Source organism: Lewinella sp. IMCC34183 (assembly GCF_003390915.1).
GTDB lineage: Bacteria > Bacteroidota > Bacteroidia > Chitinophagales > Saprospiraceae > Neolewinella.
This window is the reverse complement of the sequence record NZ_QMEM01000001.1, coordinates 416,803-438,963: the sequence shown is the minus strand read 5'-3', so window position 1 is coordinate 438,963 and position 22,161 is coordinate 416,803. Positions and strand designations below refer to the sequence as shown.

The window sequence follows — 22,161 nt, the reverse complement described above, 5'->3', positions numbered from 1 at the left end:
CCAGACGGCCTCCGTTCGCAGTTGGAACTTTTACGAGCGCAGCTAGCGTTACCCACCCATGAAAACCGGAAAAGACCTCATCGACCTCGGCTACCGCCCGGGAAAATGGTTTGGAAGTGCATTGGCGCACATCAACGCTGCCGGCCTGGAGGGCGATGCGCTGCACCGGTTCCTGGCGGATGCGCAACCCCATGTGGTCGAACCCCACGCACCGGGCGCGCTGCCGTTCCACTGCAACATCCGGGCCGAAACGCCACTGGAGGAAGAAAACGTCCGGGCCGTTTCCGAAACGATGGAAGCAGTGATGACTACCCCCACCGCCGTAGCGGGTGCCGTGATGCCGGACGCGTGTCCTACCGGCACCCCCGGACAGATCCCGGTGGGTGGGGTAGTAGCTACCCGCAACGCCATCCATCCCAGTATGCACAGCGCGGACGTCTGCTGCTCCGTAATGATGACCAATCTGGGCTACGCCGATCCGCGGACGGTCCTCGACCACGCCCAGCAAATCACCCACTTCGGGGGCGGCGGCCGTACGGACACCTTCCCGCTGGAGGATGGCATAAGTAAGCGTATGAAACAGAACCCGCTGCTCAACGACGAGAAGAGCCGGCAGCTGGCCCGCGCGCACCTGGGCACCCAGGGCGACGGCAATCACTTCCTGTACGTAGGCCAACTGGAATCCACCGGCGAAACCGTCCTGGTGACCCACCACGGCTCCCGAGGCTTAGGGGCCTACCTCTACTCCCAGGGTATGCGGATCGCGGAAAACTTCCGGGCCGAACGCTCACCCCGTACGCCCGCGGTGAACGCCTGGATACCGGCCGACGAAGACTACGGACAAACCTACTGGGACGCCCTGCAGATCGTTCGCGACTGGACGAAACTGAACCACGGCGTCCTTCACGATCGTACCGCGTCCGCCGCCGGGCAGGACATAGTGCACCGCATCTGGAATGAGCACAATTTCGTCTTCCGGGACGGTAAGCTGTTCTACCACGCCAAGGGGGCCACGCCCCTAGAGGACCGCTTCGTGCCCGACAGCACCGACGGCCTGCGCCTGGTGCCGCTCAACATGGCCGAGCCCATCCTCATCGTGCGTGGCAGCCGTACGGCCACCAACCTTGGCTTTGCGCCCCACGGTGCCGGCCGCAACCGCAGCCGCGCGGCACACCTCCGGAGCAAGCGCGGCATGCCCGAGCGGGAGGTATTTGCCCGGGAGACCGCCGGGCTCGACGTCCGGTTCTTCTCCGGGCACATTGACCTTTCTGAATTGCCATCGGCCTACAAGGACGCCGCGACCGTGCAGCGGCAAATGTCCGAGTTCGGGCTGGGTGAGGTGGTCGATCGGGTACTGCCCTACGGCTGCATCATGGCCGGGAACTGGAAGCGCGACGCGCCCTGGCGCAAAAAGCGCAGGAAGTGACTAGGCTTCGCGGGTACGCAGGGAGGTTCCGTCCGTGCCCGTGAGGTCTTTTTGTCGTCCGATGGTGCCGCCGAAGAAGCCGGCCGCGGCACCGACCAGCAGGGCAAAGAACCCAATGATGGCGACGGTGGAGGCGGTACCGGCCACGTCACCCCCGACTTGCTGGGCGGTTTGTCCCAGTTGGTCGAGTTTGGTATTGACGGTGGAAACGGCGGTTTCGTACTGCTCTACCCACTCGCCGACGGTTTCGTCGGCCTCCGCCGCTGTCATGTCGGTACGCTCGGTGAGCACGTTGACCAGCGCCTGCCGGTCGGCGGCCTCGACCACCGCTTCGCCCTTCTGGCCAATGCGATCGATAACGGCACTGATTTCCCGGGCGGCGGACAGTGGATTCTCGGTGGCGCGTTCGACACCTTGCCGCGCGGTTTCCGCGGCCGAGCCGGCACGGTCCTCAAGGTTAGTGGGATCCAGGGCGGGCTTACCGGTGTCTTCCAGGATCTGCATGGCCTCGTTGCGGATGTCGTCGAGGCTGATGTCCACTTCCTGCAGCTCGCTGCGTACGCGCTGGCCGAGGTCGTCGGGTACGACGGCCCCTACGGCGCTGCCTGCGGCACTGGTGACGGTAGACAGGGTGGAGCCGACCACGTTAAAGGCAGCACCAACCGCGGAATTCAGGAGGTAGAGGCTGAAGATGGTAAAGAGGGCCCACGCGAGGAGCCCGTGCAGACCCGCCGTGGATGCCTTGGGAAAACCGGCCAGGCGCCCGGCGACGTAGCCTCCGGCGAAGAGGGCCAGCAGCATGGAAATGACGTACCAAATGATGGCGCCCGTGCCGATCCCCGCCAGTGGGTCGGACTCCGCGGCGGGATTGATCGTGGAGAGGCCGATGCCCAGTCCAAGCAGGTTGAGGGCAAATGCCACCGCTACGGCGAGGAGCGCTCCGGCGAAGACGGCGCCCCAGCTGATGCGGCGGAAAGCGGCGTAATCTTCGTTGTGGGCGGTGACGGGTTGGCTGTACATGGGGAAGAATTGAAAATAATGGGTTGCAAAAGTGATGTACAGGGGTAAGGCAGTAGGGCAGTGCATGTTCGGATTTGTGAAAAATATTGACATATATATAAAAGGGTCTTGCGTCAAACCGGGGCGATAAATAGTGTTATTATCGCGTGAAATTTTCCGTTTTACGTCAGCAAATTGCCGCTCCTGCACGTTGCGTGGTAGTATATAGGTCTCCGACCTCCCCAAAATCAACCGAATGTTTACCCGATTTCTCCGCCTTACCCTGTTCCTCTGCACCTGCGTTCCCGCCCTCCTTCTCGCCCAGCCCGATCGCTGGCAGCAGCGCGTGAATTACGAGATGGACATCGACATGGACGTGGAGACCAATCAGTACAGCGGTACCCAGGTGCTTACCTACTACAACAACTCTCCGGATACCCTGGATAAGGTCTTCTATCACCTCTACTTCAACGCCTTCCAGCCCGGTAGCCAGATGGACATCCGCAACCTGAACCTGCCCGACGCCGACGACCGCGTGGCCGACCGCATCAGCAAACTGGACGCCGCCGGTGAGGGCTACCTGAAAGTGAACGAGCTGACCCGCGACGGGGGCTCGCTGACCTACGAAACCGTAGGGACGGTGCTGGAAGTAGCCCTCGACGAGCCCATCATGCCCGGCGACAGTGCCGTATTCCGCATGGCCTGGGACGGACAGGTACCCGAACAAATCCGCCGCAGCGGACGCGACAACGCCGAGGGTATTCGCTACAGCATGGCGCAGTGGTACCCCAAGCTGGCGGAGTACGATTACCAGGGCTGGCACGCCAATCCGTACATCGGCCGCGAGTTCTACGGCGTCTGGGGCGATTATACGGTCAACCTGACCATCGACGAAGACTACGTGGTAGGCCACACCGGCTACGAACGCGGAGCACCCACCGCCGCCGGTAACGGGAAGCTTCGTCACCACTATGAAGCCCCGATGGTGCACGACTTCGTGTGGGCCGCCGACCCCGACTACCGGGAAATTACCCTTGACCGGCCCGACGGGCTGGCACTGAATTTTTACTTCCAGCCCGGGGAGGCCACCACCGAAAACTGGGAGGCCCTACCCGCGATCATGAGCGCGGCCTTCGACTACATCAATGCCCATTACGGTCCGTACCCCTACGAGGCCTATAGCTTCATCCAGGGCGGCGACGGCGGCATGGAATACCCCATGGCAACGCTCATTACGGGCGAGCGCAACCTGAACAGCCTGGTGGGCGTGAGCGTCCACGAACTAATGCACACCTGGTACCAGATGCTGATGGGCACCAACGAGTCGCTCTACGCCTGGATGGACGAAGGCTTCACCAGCTGGGCCAGCAGCGAGGTGATGAACCACCTGCGTGCGGAAGGCCTCATCTCGGGCGAGGTAGCCGAAAACCCCCACGCGCGCACCTTCGCCAGCCTGCGGGGCTTCCGGCAGTCGGGCCTGCAGGAACCCCTGACGACCCACGCTGACCACTTCGCCACCAACGCCGCCTACAGCGTGGCCAGCTACGTCAATGGCTCGGTCTTTCTGGAGCAACTGCGCTACATCATCGGGGAGGAAGCTTTTGACTGCACCCTCCACCGCTACTACCACGACTGGCGCTTCAAGCACCCGAACCCCAACGACTTCATTCGCGTCGCGGAAAAGTGCTCAGGACTGGAGCTCGACTGGTACCGCGAGTATTGGGTCAACGGGACCGACTACGCCGACTACGCCGTAACCGACGTGGAGGATCTCGACGACACCGGCAAGACACGCGTCGACCTGGAACGGGTAGGACGGATGCCCATGCCGCTGGAAATTACCGTGACCCTGGACGACGGCAGCGAGAACTACTACTACATCGCTCCGCAAATCCTGCGCGGAGAGAAGCCCCAGCCGGATTACGCCACCAGTTGGGCCGTACTGCCCGACTGGGGGTGGACCAACCCGAAGTACTCTTTTGAGCTCGATATTGACAAGAAGCAAATCGAACGCGTGGAAATTAACGCCCGGGGCCGCATGTTTGAGGACGACGTTGACAATAACAGCTGGAGCCGGTAGGTCGCTGTTGGGTAAAAAGTGCTCAACTTTTGGCACTTTCGCCGAAAGTTTCGTGTTAGCAGGCAACGGATAGCGGGGAGGAAGTATCCTCCCCGTAATCCGTGCCCCACCACAGCCCCACCCGGTATGAAATTACTCGTCCTGACCAAAAAATTCCCCTTCCCGCTCAAGGACGGGGAAAGCCTTGCGATACATGGCCTGACGAAGAGCCTGAGCGAGTTGGGTTGTCAGGTGAGTCTGCTGGCGATGAATACCACCAAGCATTTCTACGCCGGCACCGACCGCCCGGCCGAGATGGCGCACTACCGGGAGGTACGTACCGTAGCCATCGATAACCTGATCAGTCCCATTGACGCGGTCGCCAACCTGGTCCGGGGCACCAGCTACCACATCAGTCGCTTCCACCAGGAGGCCTACCACCGGGCACTGGAAGAGTGGTTGCGCCAGGAGACCTTTGACATCGTTCAGCTGGAAACCCTGTACCTGGCCCCTTACATCCGTACAATACGGCTCAATTCTAATGCCCAGGTGGTCATGCGGTCGCATAACGTCGAGCACGAGATCTGGGAGCGCTGCTGCGAGAATATCTCCTTTGCGCCCAAGCGATGGTACCTCCGGCACATCACCCGCCAGCTCCGGGAGTACGAGCGCAGCCAGCTGAATCAGTACGACCTGCTGCTGCCAATTACCCACCGCGACCGGAAGAATTTCGAACGGCTCGGCGGCCGGGGCCGTATGCACGTCCTGCCCATCGGGCTGGAAACCCCCTGCGGGCCGCCCACCTACGAAAGCTTTGATGCACCACCCGATCTCCACTTCATCGGTTCGCTCGACTGGTTGCCCAACCTGGACGGTCTGCAGTGGTTCCTGAACGACGTATGGCCCGAGATCCACCGGCGGTTCCCGGCCATCCGCTTCCACGTGGCGGGCCGCAACATGCCACACAGCATCCGGCAGCTGCGGCTGCGCAACGTCGTCATCCACGGCGAAGTAGAAAGCAGCTGCGCATTCGTGGCGGCGTACAGCATCAGCATCGTGCCCCTGCTCAGCGGCGGCGGCATGCGGGCCAAGATCCTCGAAGCCATGTCGCTCGGCCGGGTGGTCGTGACCACTACCCTGGGCCTGGAAGGTATCCGGGCCGAAAACCGCCGCGACCTCTTCATCGCCGATACGGTCGAACAGTTCGTACAGGTGATCGAGGAATGTTTGCGCATGGGACCGCGGCTGGAGGACGTCGGCCGCAACGCCTACGCCACTTTCCTGCGCCACTACGACCGCCGGGCGCTGGCCCGGCAACTGGTGGACACCTACCAGGGAATCCTGCACGGCAGCCCGGTGGCCCAGTAGCACCCCGCGAACCCGGTTCGAAACCCGCGGCCCGAAAATGATATATTGTGCGGCACACCACCGAGATCATGCCGCAATACATCCTAGCCCTCGACCAGGGCACCACTTCCTCCCGGGCCATCCTGTTTGACCACGCCGGTGCCATCGTCGGCACCGCGCAGAAGGAGTTCACCCAGTATTACCCAAAGCCCGCGTGGGTCGAGCACGACGCCGATGAGATCTGGACTTCGCAGGTAACGGTGATCCGGGAGCTGCTGCAGCAGACTGGCACGGATGCCTCCCAACTCGCCGGTATCGGCATCACCAACCAGCGGGAAACCACCCTGATCTGGGACCGCGCCACCGGCCGGCCCATTCACCACGCTATCGTGTGGCAGGACCGCCGCACGGCGGGTCTCTGCGACGAACTGAAGGCCCGGGGGCTGGAAGCTCACGTACGGGATACCACCGGCCTGGTGATCGATGCCTACTTCAGTGGGACGAAGATCAAGTGGCTGCTGGACAACGTACCCGGCGCGCGCGAGCGTGCGGAAGCCGGCGAGCTCTGCTTCGGCACGATGGACAGCTGGCTGGTGTACCAACTCACCGGCGGCGACATCCACGTCACCGACGTCACCAATGCCGGCCGAACCATGCTCTTCGACATTCGCAAGCGGGAATGGGACGACCGCCTGCTGCGGGAGCTGGACGTACCCCGGTCCCTGCTGCCGGAGGTAAAATCCAGCAGTGAGGTCTACGGCCGCACCTCCCTGTTCGGGGCTTCCGTACCCATCGCCGGCATGGCCGGTGACCAGCACGCGGCCCTCTTCGGGCAGGCGTGCTTCTCCCCGGGCCAGGCCAAGAATACCTACGGTACGGGCTGCTTCATGCTCCTGAATACCGGCAAGGATGCGGTGCCCAGCACCCACGGGCTGCTGACGACGATCGCCTGGGAAATCGGCGGCGTCACCGAATACGCCCTGGAGGGTAGCGTCTTCATTGCCGGCGCCGCGATCCAGTGGCTCCGCGACGGCCTTAAACTGATCGACGAGGCTCCCGACAGCGAATACTTCGCCAAGAAAGTGAAGGACACCGACGGGGTCTACGTCGTCCCCGCCTTCGCCGGACTAGGTGCGCCCTACTGGGACATGTACGCCCGCGGTGCCATCTTCGGCCTCACCCGCGGCACCTCCAAGGCACACATCGTACGCGCCACCCTGCAGAGTCTGGCCTACCAGGTCAAGGACGTGCTCGAGGCCATGCAAAAGGACGCCAACATGCCGCTCTCCACCCTGCGGGTAGACGGCGGCGCCAGTGCCAACAATTTCCTGATGCAGTTTCAGGCCGACATCCTCGGGGCCTCGGTGGAGCGGCCGCGGATCGTGGAGACGACCGCCCTTGGCGCGGCCATGCTTGCCGGACTGGCCGTAGGGTTCTGGAAACGGGAGGACCTGGAGGCCACCTGGCAGCTTGATACCGCATTCAAGGCGGAGATGTCTGACGCGGACCGCAAGCGGCGCTACGCGGGCTGGCAAAAGGCCGTGAAGCGAACCATGGACTGGGAGGAAGGGGAGTGAGCCGCCGGCCCCTAGATGGGGATGGCCTCCAGCAACTCCTCCAGTTGCCAGGCCTCCTCAATGCGGTATGGGCCCACGGAGACACGCCGCAGGGCCGTGAGGTGCCCGCCGCTGCCGACGGCCTGCCCGAGGTCGTGGGCCAGCGAGCGTACGTAGGTCCCCTTGCCGCACGCGACGTGGAAGTCTACACTCTCCCCGGTGAAGTTGCTCAGTTCGAAGCGGTCCACGCGGACCGGCCGCGCCTTTACCTCGATCGCTTCACCGCGGCGGGCGCGCTTGTAGAGGGGCTGTCCGTCCACCTTGATCGCCGAGTAAACGGGCGGTAGTTGCTGCAAGTCGCCCGTGAGGGATGCGGCGGCGGCGCGCAGGTGCTCTAGGGTCAGGTGAGCTACGGGGAAGGTGGAATCGACCTCCGTCTCGGCGTCGTAGGACGGGGTGGTCGCTCCGAGCCGTATGGTGCCGGTGTACTCCTTGTCGAGGCCCTCAAGTTCCTGCAGGCGCTTGGTCCACTTGCCCACGCAGAGGTTCAGCAAGCCGGTGGCCATGGGATCGAGGGTACCCGCGTGGCCTACCTTGAATTTTTTCACTCCCAGGTGTTTGCGGATCCGCCAGCGCAGCTTGTTGACCACGTCAAAGCTGGTCCAGCCCTGGGGCTTGTCGATGAGGAACAGGGCCCCCTCCCGGAAGGGGAAGGGCGGGGTAGTAGCGGCGGGTAGCGACATGATCAGGCCAGGTGAAGTAGACGGACGAAGAGGACCACCGCGGCGACGGCAAAACAGTAGTAGGCGAAATACTTGAGCTCGGCTTTCTTGACCAGCTTGATCATCCACATACACGCACCGATGCCGGTGAAGAAGGCCGCCAGGAAACCAACGGTGAGCTCCGCCGTGGAAGTAGTATGGGAAAACTCACCGTCCAGCAGGTCCTTGGCGATCTTGCCGAGGATCAGGGGCACCACCATCAGGAAGGAGAAGCGGGCCGACTTCTCGCGGTCGATGCCGAGCAGTACGCTGGTGGAGATCGTGGCCCCGGATCGGCTGATGCCCGGCAGGATAGCGATGGCCTGGGCAATCCCGATAAGAATGGCATCTTTCCAGCCCACTCTTTTCTCGGTGTGGCGGGCGCGGTCGGCCAGGAAGAGCAGCAGGCCCGTCACGATAAGCATAAGCGCCACCAGGACGACCTGCCGGTCGAAGAGGGTTGTGAGCAGGTCGTCGTAGAGGACGCCAACCACGGCGGCGGGGATCATGCTGACGACAATGAGGGCGGAAAACTTGGTGCCCTCATTCCACTGGAAGCGGAACAGGTCGGCCAGTATCTCGGCGATATCTTTTCGAAAAACGACGATGGTAGCCAGGGCCGTGGCGGCGTGCAGGGTCACCGTCATGAGCATACTATCGGCGGCGAGGCTCTGGTCGCCGGAGATCCACTTGGTGAGTTCCAGGTGGCCGCTGCTGCTGACGGGGAGAAATTCGGTGAGTCCCTGGACGATGCCGAGGATAAGCGCACGCAGGATATCGAGCACGGGTTATTTCTTGAAGATCGCGTAGGTGACCACGCCGAGACCAGAAAGAATAATGATAGGGGCCAGGGTGATCTTTCGCCAGCTATAGATGACGGATTCGTCGAAGACGGTAGGATCGTCGCCACGGCCACCGGTCATGAGCAGGAAGCCCAGTACGATGAGCAGGAAGCCCCCCCCGAGCCAGAGGTATGTCTGGCGACCGAAGACGAGCGGGTGCGCCGGCCGTTCCGTCCGCCGCTGGGTCGGCGCGGCCGTCTTGGGCGCGGCAACGGTACGTACGGGGTCGGCGGTCCGTTCCCCGGCCGGGGTGGACTTAATCTTCTGCTTCTTCCGTTTGCTCATACTCTGGTGGTTCGTTAGGCGCGACGAAGGTAAGGAGATTACCGGGCTACCCGATGGGTAAACGGCCCGAAACGCTACTTTAGCGTCCGTGGCACCCCTGCGCGGGGCACTGAGCCGCTATTCTTCACCCTGACTATTTGCCATGAACCGCCTCTTCCCGCTCCTCGTTGCCTGCCTGCTTTGCACCTGCGTCCGCGCCCAAATGACCAACGCGGCCGACCGCGGCGAGGCGTACGGCGCGGGCCCGTATTCCCAGCTCATCCTGCGCGGCGTGACCCTGATCAACGGTAACCTCGCGCCGCCGATCGGGCCGGTAGATATCGTGATCGAGGACAACCGCATCGTTTCGGTCAATACCGTAGGCTTTCCCGGGATGCCGATCGAGGCGGACGGGCGCCCCGAACTCCGGCCCGGCGGACGAGAGATCGACGCGGAGGGTATGTATGCCCTGCCCGGCTTCATCGATATGCACGGCCACACCGGCGGGCGCGCACAGGGTACGACACCGGATTACGTCTACAAGCTCTGGCTGGGCCACGGCATCACGACCATCCGCGAGCCCGGCAGTTTTAATGGCCTGGACTGGACGCTGGAGCACAAGCGCCGGTCGGCGGCCAACGAGATCGCGGCCCCGCGCATCCAGGCCTATACCGGCTTCGGCATGGGCCGCGCGGAACCCTTCACTACCACCGAAGAGGTCCGACAGTGGGTGCGGGAAAACCAGGAAAAGGGGAGCGACGGCATCAAGTTCTTCGGCGCGCGACCCGACCTGATGCAGGCGGCGCTCGAGGAAAACAAGCGGCTCGGACTCCGGAGTGCCATGCACCACGCCCAGATGAACGTGGGCCGCTGGAACGTACTTAATTCCGCCCGCGCCGGTCTCACCACGATGGAGCACTGGTACGGCCTGCCCGAAGCGCTCTTCGAGGACCGCCGCGTCCAGGACTACCCCGTCGACTACAACTACCAGAACGAGGACCATCGTTTCACCGAGGCCGGTAACCTGTGGCAGCAGGCAGCCGAGCCGTACAGCGACCACTGGAACGCCGTGATGGACACCCTGCTGGCACTGGACTTCACCATCAACCCGACCTTCAATATCTACGACGCTAACCGCGACATCATGCGCGCCCGCAACGCCGACTGGCACGAGGAATACACCCTGCCCAGCCTCATGCGCTTCTACGCGCCCAGCCGGGTTAGCCACGGCAGCTACTGGCACCACTGGGGCACCGAGCAGGAGGTCAACTGGAAAACGAATTACACCCTCTGGATGACCTTCGTCAACGAGTACAAGAACCGCGGCGGCCGCGTGACCGCGGGCTCCGATTCTGGATACATCTACCAGCTGTACGGCTTCGGCTACATCCGCGAGCTCGAACTGCTGCGTGAGGCCGGCTTCCACCCCCTGGAGGTGATCCAGGCAGCTACCCTAAGCGGAGCGGAGGCCCTGGGCATGGAGGACCGTATCGGTACCATCGAGCCGGGCAAGCTGGCCGATATCGTGCTGGTAGCGGAAAACCCGCTGGCCGACTTCAAGGTCCTTTACGGCACGGGGGCTACCCGGCTGACCGAGGACAACCAGGTCACCACCACCGAGGGCATCCGCTACACCATCAAGGACGGCATCGTCTACGACGCCATCAAACTGCGGGCAGCCGTACGGGATATGGTCGCCGAAGCCAAGGCCCGGTAGGGCTACTTGGCCGACAGGGTCTCCTCGATCTCGGCGCTGACTTCCGCCAGGTGGTACTTGACGATGCCGTCGCGGTAGCCGCGGGCGGCGCTTTCCGTCAACTTGGCGATCGCGTTGAGTTCCGCACGCACGAGGGCGCTTACGTCACTGGGACTGTCCGCGTCCTCCTCGAGCAGCTCGGTCAGCCGCTCGACGTGGGCGCGTTGCAGGTTGCGGCGGTAGACGTCGATATCGCGGCCGCGGCCCGCCTCCGACCACAGGCCGTTGCGCAGGTCGCGGAGCATGTCTGCGGCCGAGTAGGCAGCGCTGCCGTTAAGGGCTTCATTCTCGATCATGCGCTCCAGCCGGTCCGCGTCGAGCAGGTTGTTGAGTTGCCGGGCCTGCAGGTTGCGCATACGGGTGATGATGCCGCTGGCTCCGATGTTGGTGATGATCTCCTCGGGCATGAGCCAGTCGAGGGTAGTGAAGACCTCTTCGTTGAGGAAGGTCACGGCTTCACGCTGCTTCTCCCGTGCTACCGGCGTGTAGGTGGTACCCTCCTCGTCGGTGGTGCGCAGCTGTTCGTAAACGCCGCCGACGTTGGCGGTGACGTGGGCCGCGTAGCGGGACCACACGCCCAGCAACTCGCCGTACAGTTCATCCAGGTCGGTGTAGTCCTCGCCGGGCTGATTGACCCAGTCGGCCAACTGGTCGGCTACAATGTGCAGGTTCTTCATGCCGTAGCGGGTGGCCTTGACGGGATCATCACCGACGGACTCGGTCTGGGCGCTCGGGTCGGAATTGCTGCGTCCCCCGAAGAGGTATACCGGGTCGCCCTGTTTTTCGGCGATCCATTCGTTCAGCGTTTCTTTCTCCTCGGCGGGCGTCTGCATGCCGGGCAGGTAGCGGTAGCCGTAGTTGATCGCGTAGCTGTCGTAGGGACCGAGCATTCGGACCCAGCGTACCCCCTCGTCGCCCGGCTGGGCCACGTAGTTGTAGCGGGTATAATCCATGATCGTGGAGGCCAGGCCCCACTTGTTGGTGAAGGTGGCGGAGCGCAGGCTGTCGGTGGGGTAGGCGTAGCTGGCCTTCATGTTGTGCGGCAGACCGAGTGCGTGGCCGACCTCGTGGCTGATCACGCGCCGCATCATTTCACCGATCTCCTCGTCCGGGGTGTCGAGCGTGCGGGCGGTGGGGTTGGCCGCTCCGGTTTCCAGGAGGTAGCGGTTACGGTAGCTGCGCAGGTGGTTATGGTACCAGATGATGTCGCTCTCGATGATCTGCCCGGAACGCGGATCGGACACACTCGGTCCGACGGCGTTGCGGGTGGTGGAGGCTACGTAGCGCACCACCGAGTAGCGGCTGTCCTCGGGGCTCCAGTCGGGATCCTCCTCCGGGCTGGGGGGTAGGCGGGCGACGATGGCGTTCTTGAAGCCGGCGGTCTCAAAGGCCTCCTGCCAGTCCTCTATGCCCTGGATGAAGTAGGGGCGAAACTTTTCGGGGGTGGCCGGGTCGAGGTAGTACACGATGGGCTGTTCGGGTTCCACGAGCTCACCGCGGGCGTATGCTTCCTTGTCCTTCGGCACCAGTTTCCACCGCTTGATGTAGCGTTTTTGGTCGGCCTTCAGGGCATCGGAGCCGTAGTCGATCTGGGACACCGTGAACCAGCCAACGCGCTGGTCGTACAGCCGCGGCATCATCGGCGTGGTGGGCAGCAGGTACATGGACTGGCTCAGCTGCATGGAGATCGTGCCGGTGCTGGAGTTCGACGGCGGGTCGCTGGCTACGTAGGTCATGTCGTGCCGTACCTCCACGTTCTCGGGGTAGGCGGCCATGCGGCTGATGAAGCTGCGGTCCTTGTCCAGGTTACGTACCCCGTAGGACTTGCGCAGCCGTTGATTGAGGCCTGAAATCGCGGGTACGTCGGTGGAAAAAAGTTCGTCCACCTGAATCACCGCCGCCGTGGAGTCGGGGGAAAAGGCCTGGATGGGGAAGGCCATGATGACCGGGGCGTAGTTGTTGTCCCGGACCGACTGGCTGATGGGCAGGGCGTCATCCGCCACGCTTTCGTAGGAAACGGAGGTCAGGTGGAGGGCGTCGTTGACGCGGCTCCACTGCACCAGCTGTTCGTTGGCCTTGGAGCCGGCGTTCAGGTAGCCGCCCCCGAGGTCGGAGGGGATCTTGGCGATGCGGCTGACGAGGAGCATATCCTGCCCCAGTCGCTCGAAGGGTACCTCATAAAAGTATTTGCCGTCTACCCGGTGCACCGTGAAGAGCCCGGTGTCGCTTACGGCGGCGCTGGTGATCACTTTTTCGTAGGGTTTGAATTTTCCCGCTTTAGCGGGAGCCGGGTCAGTTTCCGCAGCCGCTACGGCGGTGGTGTCGGGGGCGGGAGCGGGGGGTGCCGCGGCCTGGCCGGGGCGGGTGGTCTGGCAGGCCATGCAGGCCAGAAGGCAGAGGTAGAGGTAGCGCATTGACTGGGAGGCTTTTGGGGTAAGGGCGGGTACTATTCTTCGAAGTCGAACTCTTCCGTAAGGTTGCCGACGGTGACCCGGAACGTACCGGGCTCCGTCACTGGTAGGTTGCCCAGGCCGATGAAGGAGACGTCAGCCGGGGTCAGGGCGAACGTGATGTCGCGGTATTCCCCGGGTTCAAGGTGGAGTTTGGTGAATTTGCGCAGCCGCAGGACGCTTGGCGTGACGGAAGCTACGAGGTCGGAGGTAAAGAGCAACACGGAATGCTTGCCCGCGCGGTCGCCCTCGTTGGTGACGCGCACGGATACTTCCAGGGTGTCGTTGGGGTTTAGGACGCGGCTACTGAGGTTGAGCTCGCTATAGGTAAAGTCGGTGTAACTAATTCCGGCACCAAAATCAAAGAGCGGATTGTAGTTGCCGTTCAGTTCCTCGGTGTACTTGTGGTCGTAGGTGAGCAGGGCGTTCGGCTGCCGGGGGTAGGTGAGGGGCAGGCGACCACTGGGGTTGACCCGTCCGGACAGGATGGCCGCCAGCGCATCGCCCCCGTGGGGGCCCGGGTAGCCAGCAAAGATGACCGCCTGTGACCGATTGGCCATTTTCGACATGAGGCGGGGCCGGCCGGCGTTCATTATTAGCGCGATCGGCTTCCCCGTTTCATTAAGCCGGTTGAAGAGGCGACGCTGTGCGTCGGGCAGCACCAGGCTGTTGATGTTGCCCACGTCTTCGGTGTACGAGAGTTCGCCCACGCACAGCACGATCACGTCCGCATCGGCCGCCGCCGTCACGGCTTCGTCCGCGTTACGCAGGGTATCGAAAGAAGCCCCTTCTACGTAGGTGAGACGGTCCGGGAATTCGCGCTCCAGGGCTTCGCGGATGGTGTTGAATTCTTCCAGGTAGGTATCGGCCTCATCCCCCTGCCAGCTGTAGGTCCACCCGCCGTTCAGGCTGCGCATGTTATCGGCGGTCGGTCCCACGAGCAGGACGCGTTGCTCCGGCTTGACGGGCAGCAGCAGCCCGTCGTTCTTGAGCAGCACGATAGATTCCTCGGCCGACTGCATGGCCTTGCGGGCGAATTTGTCGCTGCCGAAATCCGGAAAATCCGCCGGGTCCCACAGGTGCTCCTCGTAGAGGCCCATGGCTACTTTTACCGCGAGGATACGCGCCACGGAGGTGTCGATGCGGGCCTCGGTCAGCTCGCCTTCCTGGACCAGCTCGACGACCATTTCCGGGAAGTCGGTGGTCACGGCGGTCATACTCATGTCGAGGCCGGCGTCGATGCTCATTTTCACCGCCTCCTTGAGGTCACGCGCGACGTGGTGGCGCTCGTAGAGGTAACGCACGTCCTGCCAGTCGGAAACCACTAGGCCCTCGAACCCGAGTTCATCCCGCAAAACTTCCGTCAGCAGGTACTTGCTCACATGCACCGGTACGCCGTTCACTTCCCCGGAGTTGGCCATGACGGTCAGGGCCCCGCTGTCGATGGCGGTCTGGAATTGCGGCAGGTAGTACTCGCGCAACTGACGTTCGGGCAGGTAGGCCGGCGTGCGGTCGCGGCCGCTGCGGGGCGATCCGTAGCCCGTAAAGTGCTTGAGGCAGGCCACCACGCCCGTGCGCGAACCCAGAGAGTCGGTCTGGTACCCCTGGAGCATGGCCAGGCCGAATTGCTGGTTCACATAGGGGTCCTCACCGAAGCTCTCCCAGGTGCGCGGCCAGGCCGGGTTGCGCCCGACGTCCATGGCCGGGCTGAAGTTCCAGGGGATACTGGCCGCCTTCATCTCGTAGGCGGTAATGCCGGCCAATTCACGGGCCAGTTCGGTATTGAAGGAGGCGGCGAGGTTAAGGGGCTGCGCGTAGAGCGTGGCGCCCCCGATGTAGTTGGCCCCGTGGATAGCGTCCTGCCCGTAAAGCAGCGGGATGCCGGTCGTCTCCATGGCTTTGGCCTGAAGTTCGCCGATAAAGAGCCGGTACTCAATCGGCGAGGGGTATGACCGGCTCGGGTGATTGAGGATGGAACCGATCTCCAGCTCCCCCACTATGCGGTCGACCCGCTCGTCGCTCAGAACGGGCGGTACGGTGAGCACGTAGGTCGGTCCTTCAAAAACCAGGTCTACGGCTACCTGCGTCATCTGCCCCGCCTTCTGCCGCAGGGTGAGGCGACGCAGCTCAGACTGCACGAAGGCGTTTTGCTCGTCGTCCAGGAAAGAAAAACGCTGCTGTCCGTACAGGCCGATCCCGCAGGGAGCCAGCAGGAAGGGACCTACCGTGAAGCAAAAGAATAATAACTGGGATAACAGGCTTCGCATACCGGATTTATGGTTCGGCGCTAAGCTAAGCAATCGTTGGGTACCTTCTTTTATCCCGACCGGCCTACCGGGGCAGTGCGTCGGCGATTTGCCGATCATTGGCCAGGCGAGGGACTTTATTCTGCCCTCCGAGCTTTCCTTGCGCCTTCATGTAGCGCCGGAACGCGTTGGCCGGAAGCGCCGTCACCACCAGCGGGCGCAGTACCCTGCCGTCGATCAGGTCGCGGTAATACAGATTTTCGCCGACCATGGCCCGGTCGAGATCCGCCGCGAAGGCCACCGGATCGGCGGGGGGCGTTCCGAACTCCACCAGCCACTCGTGGTAGGGCAGGCCGTCCGGGGGACTCACCTGGGGGGCCACGGTAAATTCAGTAACCTGCGCCGCGTGCCGCGCGGCTACGGCCCGCAACGCGGTCTCTACCTCTTTGCCGATCACGTGCTCGCCAAAGGCGCTGATGAAGTGTTTGATCCGGCCCGTAACCCGGATACGGTGGGGAGTCAGGCTGGTAAATTCTACCGTATCGCCGATGTTATACGCCCACAGTCCCGCCGTGGTAGATAGTACGATAGCGTAATTGACCCCCGTTTGGACCTGCCCGAGCGAAAGTCGGGTGGGGGAGGGGTCAAATACTTCGGCGGCCGGTACGAACTCGAAGAAGATGCCACTGCCCGTGTTCAGCAGCAGGCCGGGTGCCGTCTGGCTATCCTGAAAGGCGATGAACCCCTCGCTGGCCGGGTAGGTCTCTACGCTGGGAATACGGGCACCCACCAGCCGTTCGAGGCTTTGGCGGTAGGGCTCGAAGTTGACTCCGCCGTAAACGAACATCTCGAAGTTGGGAAAAACCTCCCGTACCGTATCCTTGCCGGTACGGGCCAGCAGGCGTTCGTAGTACATCTGGATCCAGGGGGGGATGCCACTGATCAGGCGCAAGTCGGCGGTGCGGGTTTCCTCTACGATCGCGTCGAGCTTGGTCTCCCAGTCCTCGATGCAGTTGGTGGCGTAGCTGGGCAGCTGGTTGGTGCGCAGCCAGGCCGGGACGACGTGATTGACGATCCCGGAAAGCCGGCCGGTCGGTATGCCGTGGGTATCGCCCATTTCCGGGCTGCCGCTGAGGAAGATCATCTTGCCGTCGAGCCAGCGGGCGTGGCCCGTTTCGCCCACGTAGTTGAACAGGGCATTGCGGGCCGAACCAAAGTGATTCGGCAGGCTCTCGCGGGTGATGGGGATGTACTTGACGCCGCTGGTCGTTCCGCTGGTCTTGGCCAGGTAGCGGGGCCGCCCGGGCCAGCTTACGTCGGCCTCCCCGGCCTTGATCCGGTCGGCGTAGGGCCGGAAATCTTCGTAGTCGCCGATCGGCACCCGTTCGCGGTAGTCGGCGTAGGACCGTATGGCCCCGAAGTCGTGGTCGCGGCCGTAAGCGGTGTCCCGGGCCGTACGCACCAGTTCGCGGCGGATCTCCTCCTGCAGTTCCACGGCGAGCCCGGCGCGGCGGTGGAGCCGGCGACGGACGTAGGAGGCGTATGGGCGCAGGAGGGAGGAACGTAGCGGCATGGCGACGGGGTTCAGGGATTGGGAATACGCAGGTCGCAGGTGGTGCCCGACGGCACGTCGAGGTCGCCGGTGATCAGCCAGGGATTATAAAGCTTCAGCATCCGGTAGGTGGTGCCCTGTTCGCGGGCAAACGTGCCGAGGTTGTCTATGGAGCGGGAAACGGTGACGGTACGGTAGTCGTCCAGGGCGGGGTAGTTGGCGGCGGCCGGGACGTGGTACCCGAACTTCTCGGGCTCCTCCATGATGTACTTGATGGCTACGATGCGGAAAAGGTACTGCATGGTTTCGTTGTTGATGTCGAGATCGTAGAGCTCCTCGGCCTGCTGCCGTTCCAGCCATTTTTTGAGGTTGGGTCCCCCCATGTTGTAGGCCGCGGCGACTTTCTTCCAGTCGCCGAACTGCGCATAGTAATCTTTGAGATAGGCCGCCGCTGCCCGCGTGGCTTTCTCGAGGTCGTAGCGTTCGTCGACCTGGTCGTTAATGGTTAGGCCAAACGCTCGACCGGTCGGGGCCATAAGCTGCCATACCCCCTTGGCACCTGCGGGGCTGACTGCCTCGTCAAGGGTGCTTTCGGCGGCGGCCAGGTACTTGAGGTCGTCGGGCAGGCCCTCTTCGCGCAGCACCCGCTCGATGGTGGGAAAGTAGCGGGCCCGCCGCTTGAGGAGCAACAGGGTGTTGCGGTGGAAGTAGGCGTTGCGCATAAGCTCCAGGTCCAGCCGTTCCCGCACGTCGAAGTTGTCCAGGGGCAGGGGTTCGCCGGCGAACGTAAAGGGCCCGGCGAGGTCCATGGGCTCTACCCGCTGGGGAAGGTGGCCCGGAGGAAAGGAGTCGCGGGGCGCGGCCGCGGGTGCGGTGGAGGCCGGGAACACGCTCGTGCCGGTGCTCAGCAGAATGAGCCAGCCGACGAGAAATAGGGCGCCGACACCGATACCGCTGAATATTGCTTTCATAATTTTATTACATTGTGGCGCGTCAGGCCGGGAAACTACCCCTCACAAAGGTAAATCGACCCCAACTGTCGCAGGTAACTGAGCCTACAGGAAGATAATTTGCCGTGCCCGCAGAAAATTTTTGAAAAAATTTCTGCACCCGCGCACCGCCGCCTCAACTGATTTCATCAATGTCCGCATCGGCTGGTAAAGACAGACAGGACGTATTGCTAGACCTCCTTCTACGGAAGGATGAGTCTGGAATGCGCTATCTGTTTGACCACTACGGCGGGGCACTGAACAACATAATCAGCCAAATCGTCACCGAGCAGCAGGTCGCCGAGGAAGTCCTGCAGGACGTCCTGATGCGCATCTGGGACAACATCGGGCAGTACGAAACCAGCAAGAGCCGGCTCTTCACCTGGATGGCCCGTATCGCCCGAAATGCCGCTATAGACCGGGTTCGCAGCAAGTCCTACCGCAAGTCCAGCAAAACCGATGAACTCGATGTTGTCGTAATTAATCGCAACAACAGCGAGACAATGTCTGTCGAGCACATCGGGCTTGCGAAGGTGATCAACCAACTCGACCCGAACTATAGGTCAATCATCGACCTGCTCTACTTCAAAGATTACACCCAAGCAGAAGCCGCCGAGGCTCTTGACTTGCCCCTGGGCACGGTCAAGACCCGGTCCCGGCGTGCCCTGCAAAAGCTGCGTGAGATCCTCCGCAGTGAGTTAATCGTCCTACTTGTCAGTCTGTTAAATTCAATCATGTAACCGTACCCCTACTTTGGACCTTTCAGCATACATAAACTCCGGCGTTCTGGAACTATACGTTCTCGACCGTCTTTCTCCCGGCGAACGCCGGCGAGTGGAAGCGTATGCGGACGAGTATCCGGAAGTGCGTTCGGAGATTGAGCAGATTGAGCTAGCCCTCGAGGAATACAGCTTACTGCGCGGCGAGGCTACCCCGCCTAACCCCGCGGTGCTCACCAACGTACTCAGCCAGATCCAGCCCGCCGCGGTGGCCACCCCACCGCCCCCGGCCAACCAACCTGCCGCAGCAGCACCCACGCCTACTTCCAGCGGTGCGCCCGCCTGGGGCCTCTGGACCCTTGCCCTGCTGCTGGCGCTCGCCCTGGCCGGTCTGCTCTACTTCTTCTTCCAGAGCCAGGATCAGGCCGAACGCCTCGGCACCCTCGAAAGCGAACTTTCCACCCTGGAAAGCGAGTGTAACCAAATCGCCGCCGACTACCAGGCCGACCAACAGCAAATCCAGGTCCTCACCGACCCCGATACCCGGGGTATCGTACTGGCCGGTACCGACAACGCGCCCGATAGCCGGGCCGTGGTGTTCTACAACCAACAGGAGGGAACCGTGCTCTTCGCCGCCTCTAACCTGCCCGCACCGCCTACCGGCAAGCAGTACCAGCTCTGGGCCATCGATGCGGAAGGGCCCCAGGACCTGGGCGTACTCGATACCGGACTTACAAATGACGAGCTCCTCTCGGTCCCCTTCGTAGCCAATGCCGCCGCCTTCGCCATCACGCTGGAGGACACTGGCGGACAGCCCCAGCCCGACCTGACCCAGCTGCAGGTCCTTGGTGAGGTGGGCTCATAAAAAAAACTGCCCCGAACGAGCCTAAAGGTCGTCGGGACAGTCCACACACTATGAGAACACCCATTAATTCTTGCGACGGTGGCGGGTCGCTCCGCTATTTACCTATAAGACAAACGGCGGCGCAAAAAGTATGTGCGTTTGACCTTGAAATTAGGTTAATAATTCTTTAAACGTACTGGCCTTCAAACGGTTACGTTCTGCATCCTGGCCAACTACTGACATTCAGCCGACTAACATTATCCGTACCTTTACCGCATGATCACGGAAGAGAGCGTACGGGAGGTCATCGATAGCGCACGCGTCGAAGACGTAGTGGGTGACTTCGTCAATCTGCGCCGCCGGGGGAATAACTACTCGGGCCTTTGCCCGTTCCACAACGAGAAGACGCCGTCGTTCAACGTCAATCCCGCCCGCAATATATACAAGTGTTTCGGTTGTGGGGTAGGAGGTGACCCGGTAAAGTTCCTGATGGAGCTGGAACAGCTCAGTTTTCCCGATGCAATCCGCTGGATTGCGCGCAAGTACAATATCAAGCTGGAGGAAACGGAAGTAAGCGAGGAAGTACGCGCCGAGCTTCAGGAACGCGACAGCCTCCTCATCGCCAACGACTTCGCCCGCAAGTACTACGCCGAGCAATTGCTGGATACGGACGAAGGCAAGAGTATCGCCCTGAGCTATTTCCGCGCCCGTGGATTCCGCAAGGAAGCGATCGAAACGTTCGGGCTGGGCTACGCTCCCAACCAGCGCGACGGTCTCCTGCAGGCGGCTACGGCGGCCGGATTTGGGGAGGATCAGCTGGAGAAGCTCGGACTGGTCCGCAACGGACGCGATTTCTTCAGGGACCGGGTCATGTTCACGATCCACAACCTGGCCGGAAAGCCCATCGCCTTCGCCGGACGGATACTTAAAAAGGACGTCAAGGCACCGAAGTACATCAACAGTCCGGAAACCGAGGTCTACCATAAGTCCGACGTCCTCTATGGAATGTACCAGGCACGGCAGGCCGTCCGAAAGCTCGATAACATCTTCATGGTGGAGGGCTACACCGACGTCATCAGCCTGTACCAGAGCGGCATCCGCAACGTAGTGGCCACGTCGGGTACCAGCCTGACCGCCGGGCAGGCCAAGCTGGTAAAGCGCTTCACGGAGAACGTTACGCTCCTCTACGACGGCGACAAGGCCGGGGTCAAGGCAGCCCTGCGCGGCGTGGACGTACTGCTGTCCGCCGACCTCAATGTGCGCGTGGTAGTGCTGCCGGAGGGAAAAGATCCCGACGGCTACATGCAGGAGGTCGGGGTCACTGTATTCGAGCAGTACCTGACGGATGCCCGCAAGGATTTCCTGTTCTTCAAAGCCGACATCCTGCTCGAGGAAGCGGGCGACGACGTCGCCGCGCGCAGCGCGGCGATCCGGGACATCAGCAGCACGCTCGCCCTAGTCACGGACCCGCTGAAACGGGCGGGGTACCTCCAGCAGTTCAGTGCCAAACTCGGGATCGACGAGAGCCTGCTCGTCGGCCTCGTAAACGGTGCCATCGCGGACCACCGCAGCGAACGCAAAAAGGCCGCTGAGCGAGAGCAGCGGCGGCAGGCGCGTAGCTCCGGCGGGACCTCCGCCCCGCCGCCCCCAACCTCCGAGGATGACTGGGGGGGGCTGAGCGAACCCGCCTGGCTGGACACGTCCAGCGACGATCCGGGGCCCGTGGCCGCCGGTGGCGCGCCGCCTCCCGTTGCAGGTAGTCCCGCCGCCGAACCCCGGCAGCCAGAAATCGGCCACGGACACCAGGAGCAACACTTCGTCCACCTGCTCGTGCGCGACGGCCACAAGTGGTACGACGAGCCGACGAAGACGACCATCGCCGGATTCCTGACCGCCAACGTGGCCGACCTGCTGGGCGATTTCGACGTGGCCACCTACCGGGAAGCCGTAGAGCAGGTAACCGATCACCTGCGCTCCACCGGCGGTGCACCGGACCCCGACTGGTACACCCGTCACGCCGACGAACGCATCCGGCAACTGGCCACGGAAGCCGTGACAAGTCCCTACACCTATAGCCCCAACTGGCAGGAGAAGTACGGCCTGCGGCTGAGCCAGAAGATGCCGGACGAAAATCAACGCCTTGCCGCCGAACTGTTCCTACGCATATTCCGTATGGAGAAGATCGAACGCAAGGGCAAGGAGAATACTTTGCTTATCGCCCGGTACCAGCGCGAGGGAAACTTCGAGAAGCTGAAAACCCACATGAAAGTGCAGATGAAACTGGACGAAATGCGGATCTCCCTGGCAAAGGAACTGGGTACCGTAGTTTTGAGCCGGTAATTCTGATTAAT

At 62.5% G+C, this 22,161-nt stretch carries 16 protein-coding genes; 8 read left to right on the top strand and 8 right to left on the bottom strand.

Going from position 1 to position 22,161, the window contains the following annotated elements; all coding sequences use genetic code 11:
• Positions 1–58: 58 nt before the first annotated feature.
• The gene (locus DQG19_RS01845) at positions 59–1,426 is read left to right on the top strand and encodes an RtcB family protein (RefSeq protein ID WP_116124514.1); all 1,368 of its coding nucleotides are present in this window, start codon (positions 59–61) and stop codon (positions 1,424–1,426) included.
• Here DQG19_RS01845 and DQG19_RS01840 read toward each other — a convergent pair whose 3' ends face one another.
• Entirely contained in the window at positions 1,427–2,446 is a 1,020-nt protein-coding gene (locus tag DQG19_RS01840; RefSeq protein WP_116124513.1) for a hypothetical protein, read from the bottom strand.
• A 235-nt stretch (positions 2,447–2,681) separates the two neighbouring features.
• Here DQG19_RS01840 and DQG19_RS01835 point away from each other — a divergent pair, with 235 nt between their 5' ends.
• From DQG19_RS01835 to glpK, 3 genes are all read left to right on the top strand, one after another.
• On the top strand, positions 2,682–4,505 hold the full coding sequence (locus tag DQG19_RS01835) for a M1 family metallopeptidase (protein ID WP_116124512.1): 1,824 nt from the start codon (positions 2,682–2,684) through the stop codon (positions 4,503–4,505).
• Between the two features lie 126 nt (positions 4,506–4,631).
• On the top strand, positions 4,632–5,852 hold the full coding sequence (locus DQG19_RS01830; protein WP_116124511.1) for a glycosyltransferase family 4 protein: 1,221 nt from the start codon (positions 4,632–4,634) through the stop codon (positions 5,850–5,852).
• 68 nt (positions 5,853–5,920) lie between these two features.
• Positions 5,921–7,408 (top strand): glycerol kinase GlpK, encoded by a 1,488-nt coding sequence (gene glpK, locus DQG19_RS01825; RefSeq protein ID WP_232826445.1) that lies wholly within the window; start codon positions 5,921–5,923, stop codon positions 7,406–7,408.
• A gap of 11 nt (positions 7,409–7,419) precedes the next feature.
• On the opposite strand, the gene truB is transcribed toward glpK, so the two are convergent.
• The 3 genes from truB to DQG19_RS01810 are packed head-to-tail and all read right to left on the bottom strand — an operon-like array spanning position 7,420 to position 9,275.
• Positions 7,420–8,130, bottom strand: a complete 711-nt coding sequence (truB, locus tag DQG19_RS01820) for a tRNA pseudouridine(55) synthase TruB (protein ID WP_116124510.1) — start codon at positions 8,128–8,130, stop codon at positions 7,420–7,422.
• Positions 8,131–8,132: 2 nt separating this feature from the next.
• A complete protein-coding gene (locus DQG19_RS01815) occupies positions 8,133–8,933 on the bottom strand; it encodes an undecaprenyl-diphosphate phosphatase (protein ID WP_116124509.1) in 801 nt (266 codons plus the stop codon).
• A gap of 3 nt (positions 8,934–8,936) precedes the next feature.
• Positions 8,937–9,275, bottom strand: coding sequence for a DUF3098 domain-containing protein (locus DQG19_RS01810; RefSeq protein WP_116124508.1), 339 nt, complete (start codon positions 9,273–9,275; stop codon positions 8,937–8,939).
• A gap of 142 nt (positions 9,276–9,417) precedes the next feature.
• Between DQG19_RS01810 and DQG19_RS01805 the strand changes: the two genes are divergently transcribed.
• Positions 9,418–10,971: an amidohydrolase family protein gene (locus tag DQG19_RS01805; RefSeq protein WP_116124507.1), complete on the top strand. Its 1,554-nt coding sequence runs from the start codon at positions 9,418–9,420 to the stop codon at positions 10,969–10,971.
• Between the two features lie 2 nt (positions 10,972–10,973).
• On the opposite strand, the gene DQG19_RS01800 is transcribed toward DQG19_RS01805, so the two are convergent.
• The 4 genes from DQG19_RS01800 to DQG19_RS01785 all read right to left on the bottom strand — a co-directional run bounded on the left by DQG19_RS01800 (position 10,974) and on the right by DQG19_RS01785 (position 18,229).
• A complete protein-coding gene (locus DQG19_RS01800) occupies positions 10,974–13,424 on the bottom strand; it encodes a zinc-dependent metalloprotease (RefSeq protein WP_232826417.1) in 2,451 nt (816 codons plus the stop codon).
• A gap of 32 nt (positions 13,425–13,456) precedes the next feature.
• Positions 13,457–15,727, bottom strand: coding sequence for a glycoside hydrolase family 3 N-terminal domain-containing protein (locus DQG19_RS01795; RefSeq protein WP_198661626.1), 2,271 nt, complete (start codon positions 15,725–15,727; stop codon positions 13,457–13,459).
• A gap of 64 nt (positions 15,728–15,791) precedes the next feature.
• Entirely contained in the window at positions 15,792–17,279 is a 1,488-nt protein-coding gene (locus DQG19_RS01790; RefSeq protein WP_116124505.1) for a GH3 auxin-responsive promoter family protein, read from the bottom strand.
• Between the two features lie 11 nt (positions 17,280–17,290).
• Positions 17,291–18,229 carry a lytic transglycosylase domain-containing protein gene (locus DQG19_RS01785; RefSeq protein WP_116124504.1) on the bottom strand — a complete coding sequence of 313 codons (939 nt, stop codon included), beginning with the start codon at positions 18,227–18,229 and terminating at the stop codon, positions 17,291–17,293.
• A gap of 242 nt (positions 18,230–18,471) precedes the next feature.
• Here DQG19_RS01785 and DQG19_RS01780 point away from each other — a divergent pair, with 242 nt between their 5' ends.
• The 3 genes from DQG19_RS01780 (at position 18,472) to dnaG (ending at position 22,150) form a co-directional block, all read left to right on the top strand.
• Complete coding sequence (locus DQG19_RS01780; RefSeq protein WP_157974270.1) at positions 18,472–18,987, top strand: RNA polymerase sigma factor; 516 nt, start codon at positions 18,472–18,474, stop codon at positions 18,985–18,987.
• A gap of 13 nt (positions 18,988–19,000) precedes the next feature.
• Positions 19,001–19,831 (top strand): anti-sigma factor domain-containing protein, encoded by an 831-nt coding sequence (locus tag DQG19_RS01775; RefSeq protein ID WP_157974269.1) that lies wholly within the window; start codon positions 19,001–19,003, stop codon positions 19,829–19,831.
• 255 nt (positions 19,832–20,086) lie between these two features.
• Entirely contained in the window at positions 20,087–22,150 is a 2,064-nt protein-coding gene (gene dnaG / locus DQG19_RS01770) for a DNA primase (protein ID WP_116124501.1), read from the top strand.
• The last annotated feature ends 11 nt before the right edge of the window (positions 22,151–22,161 follow it).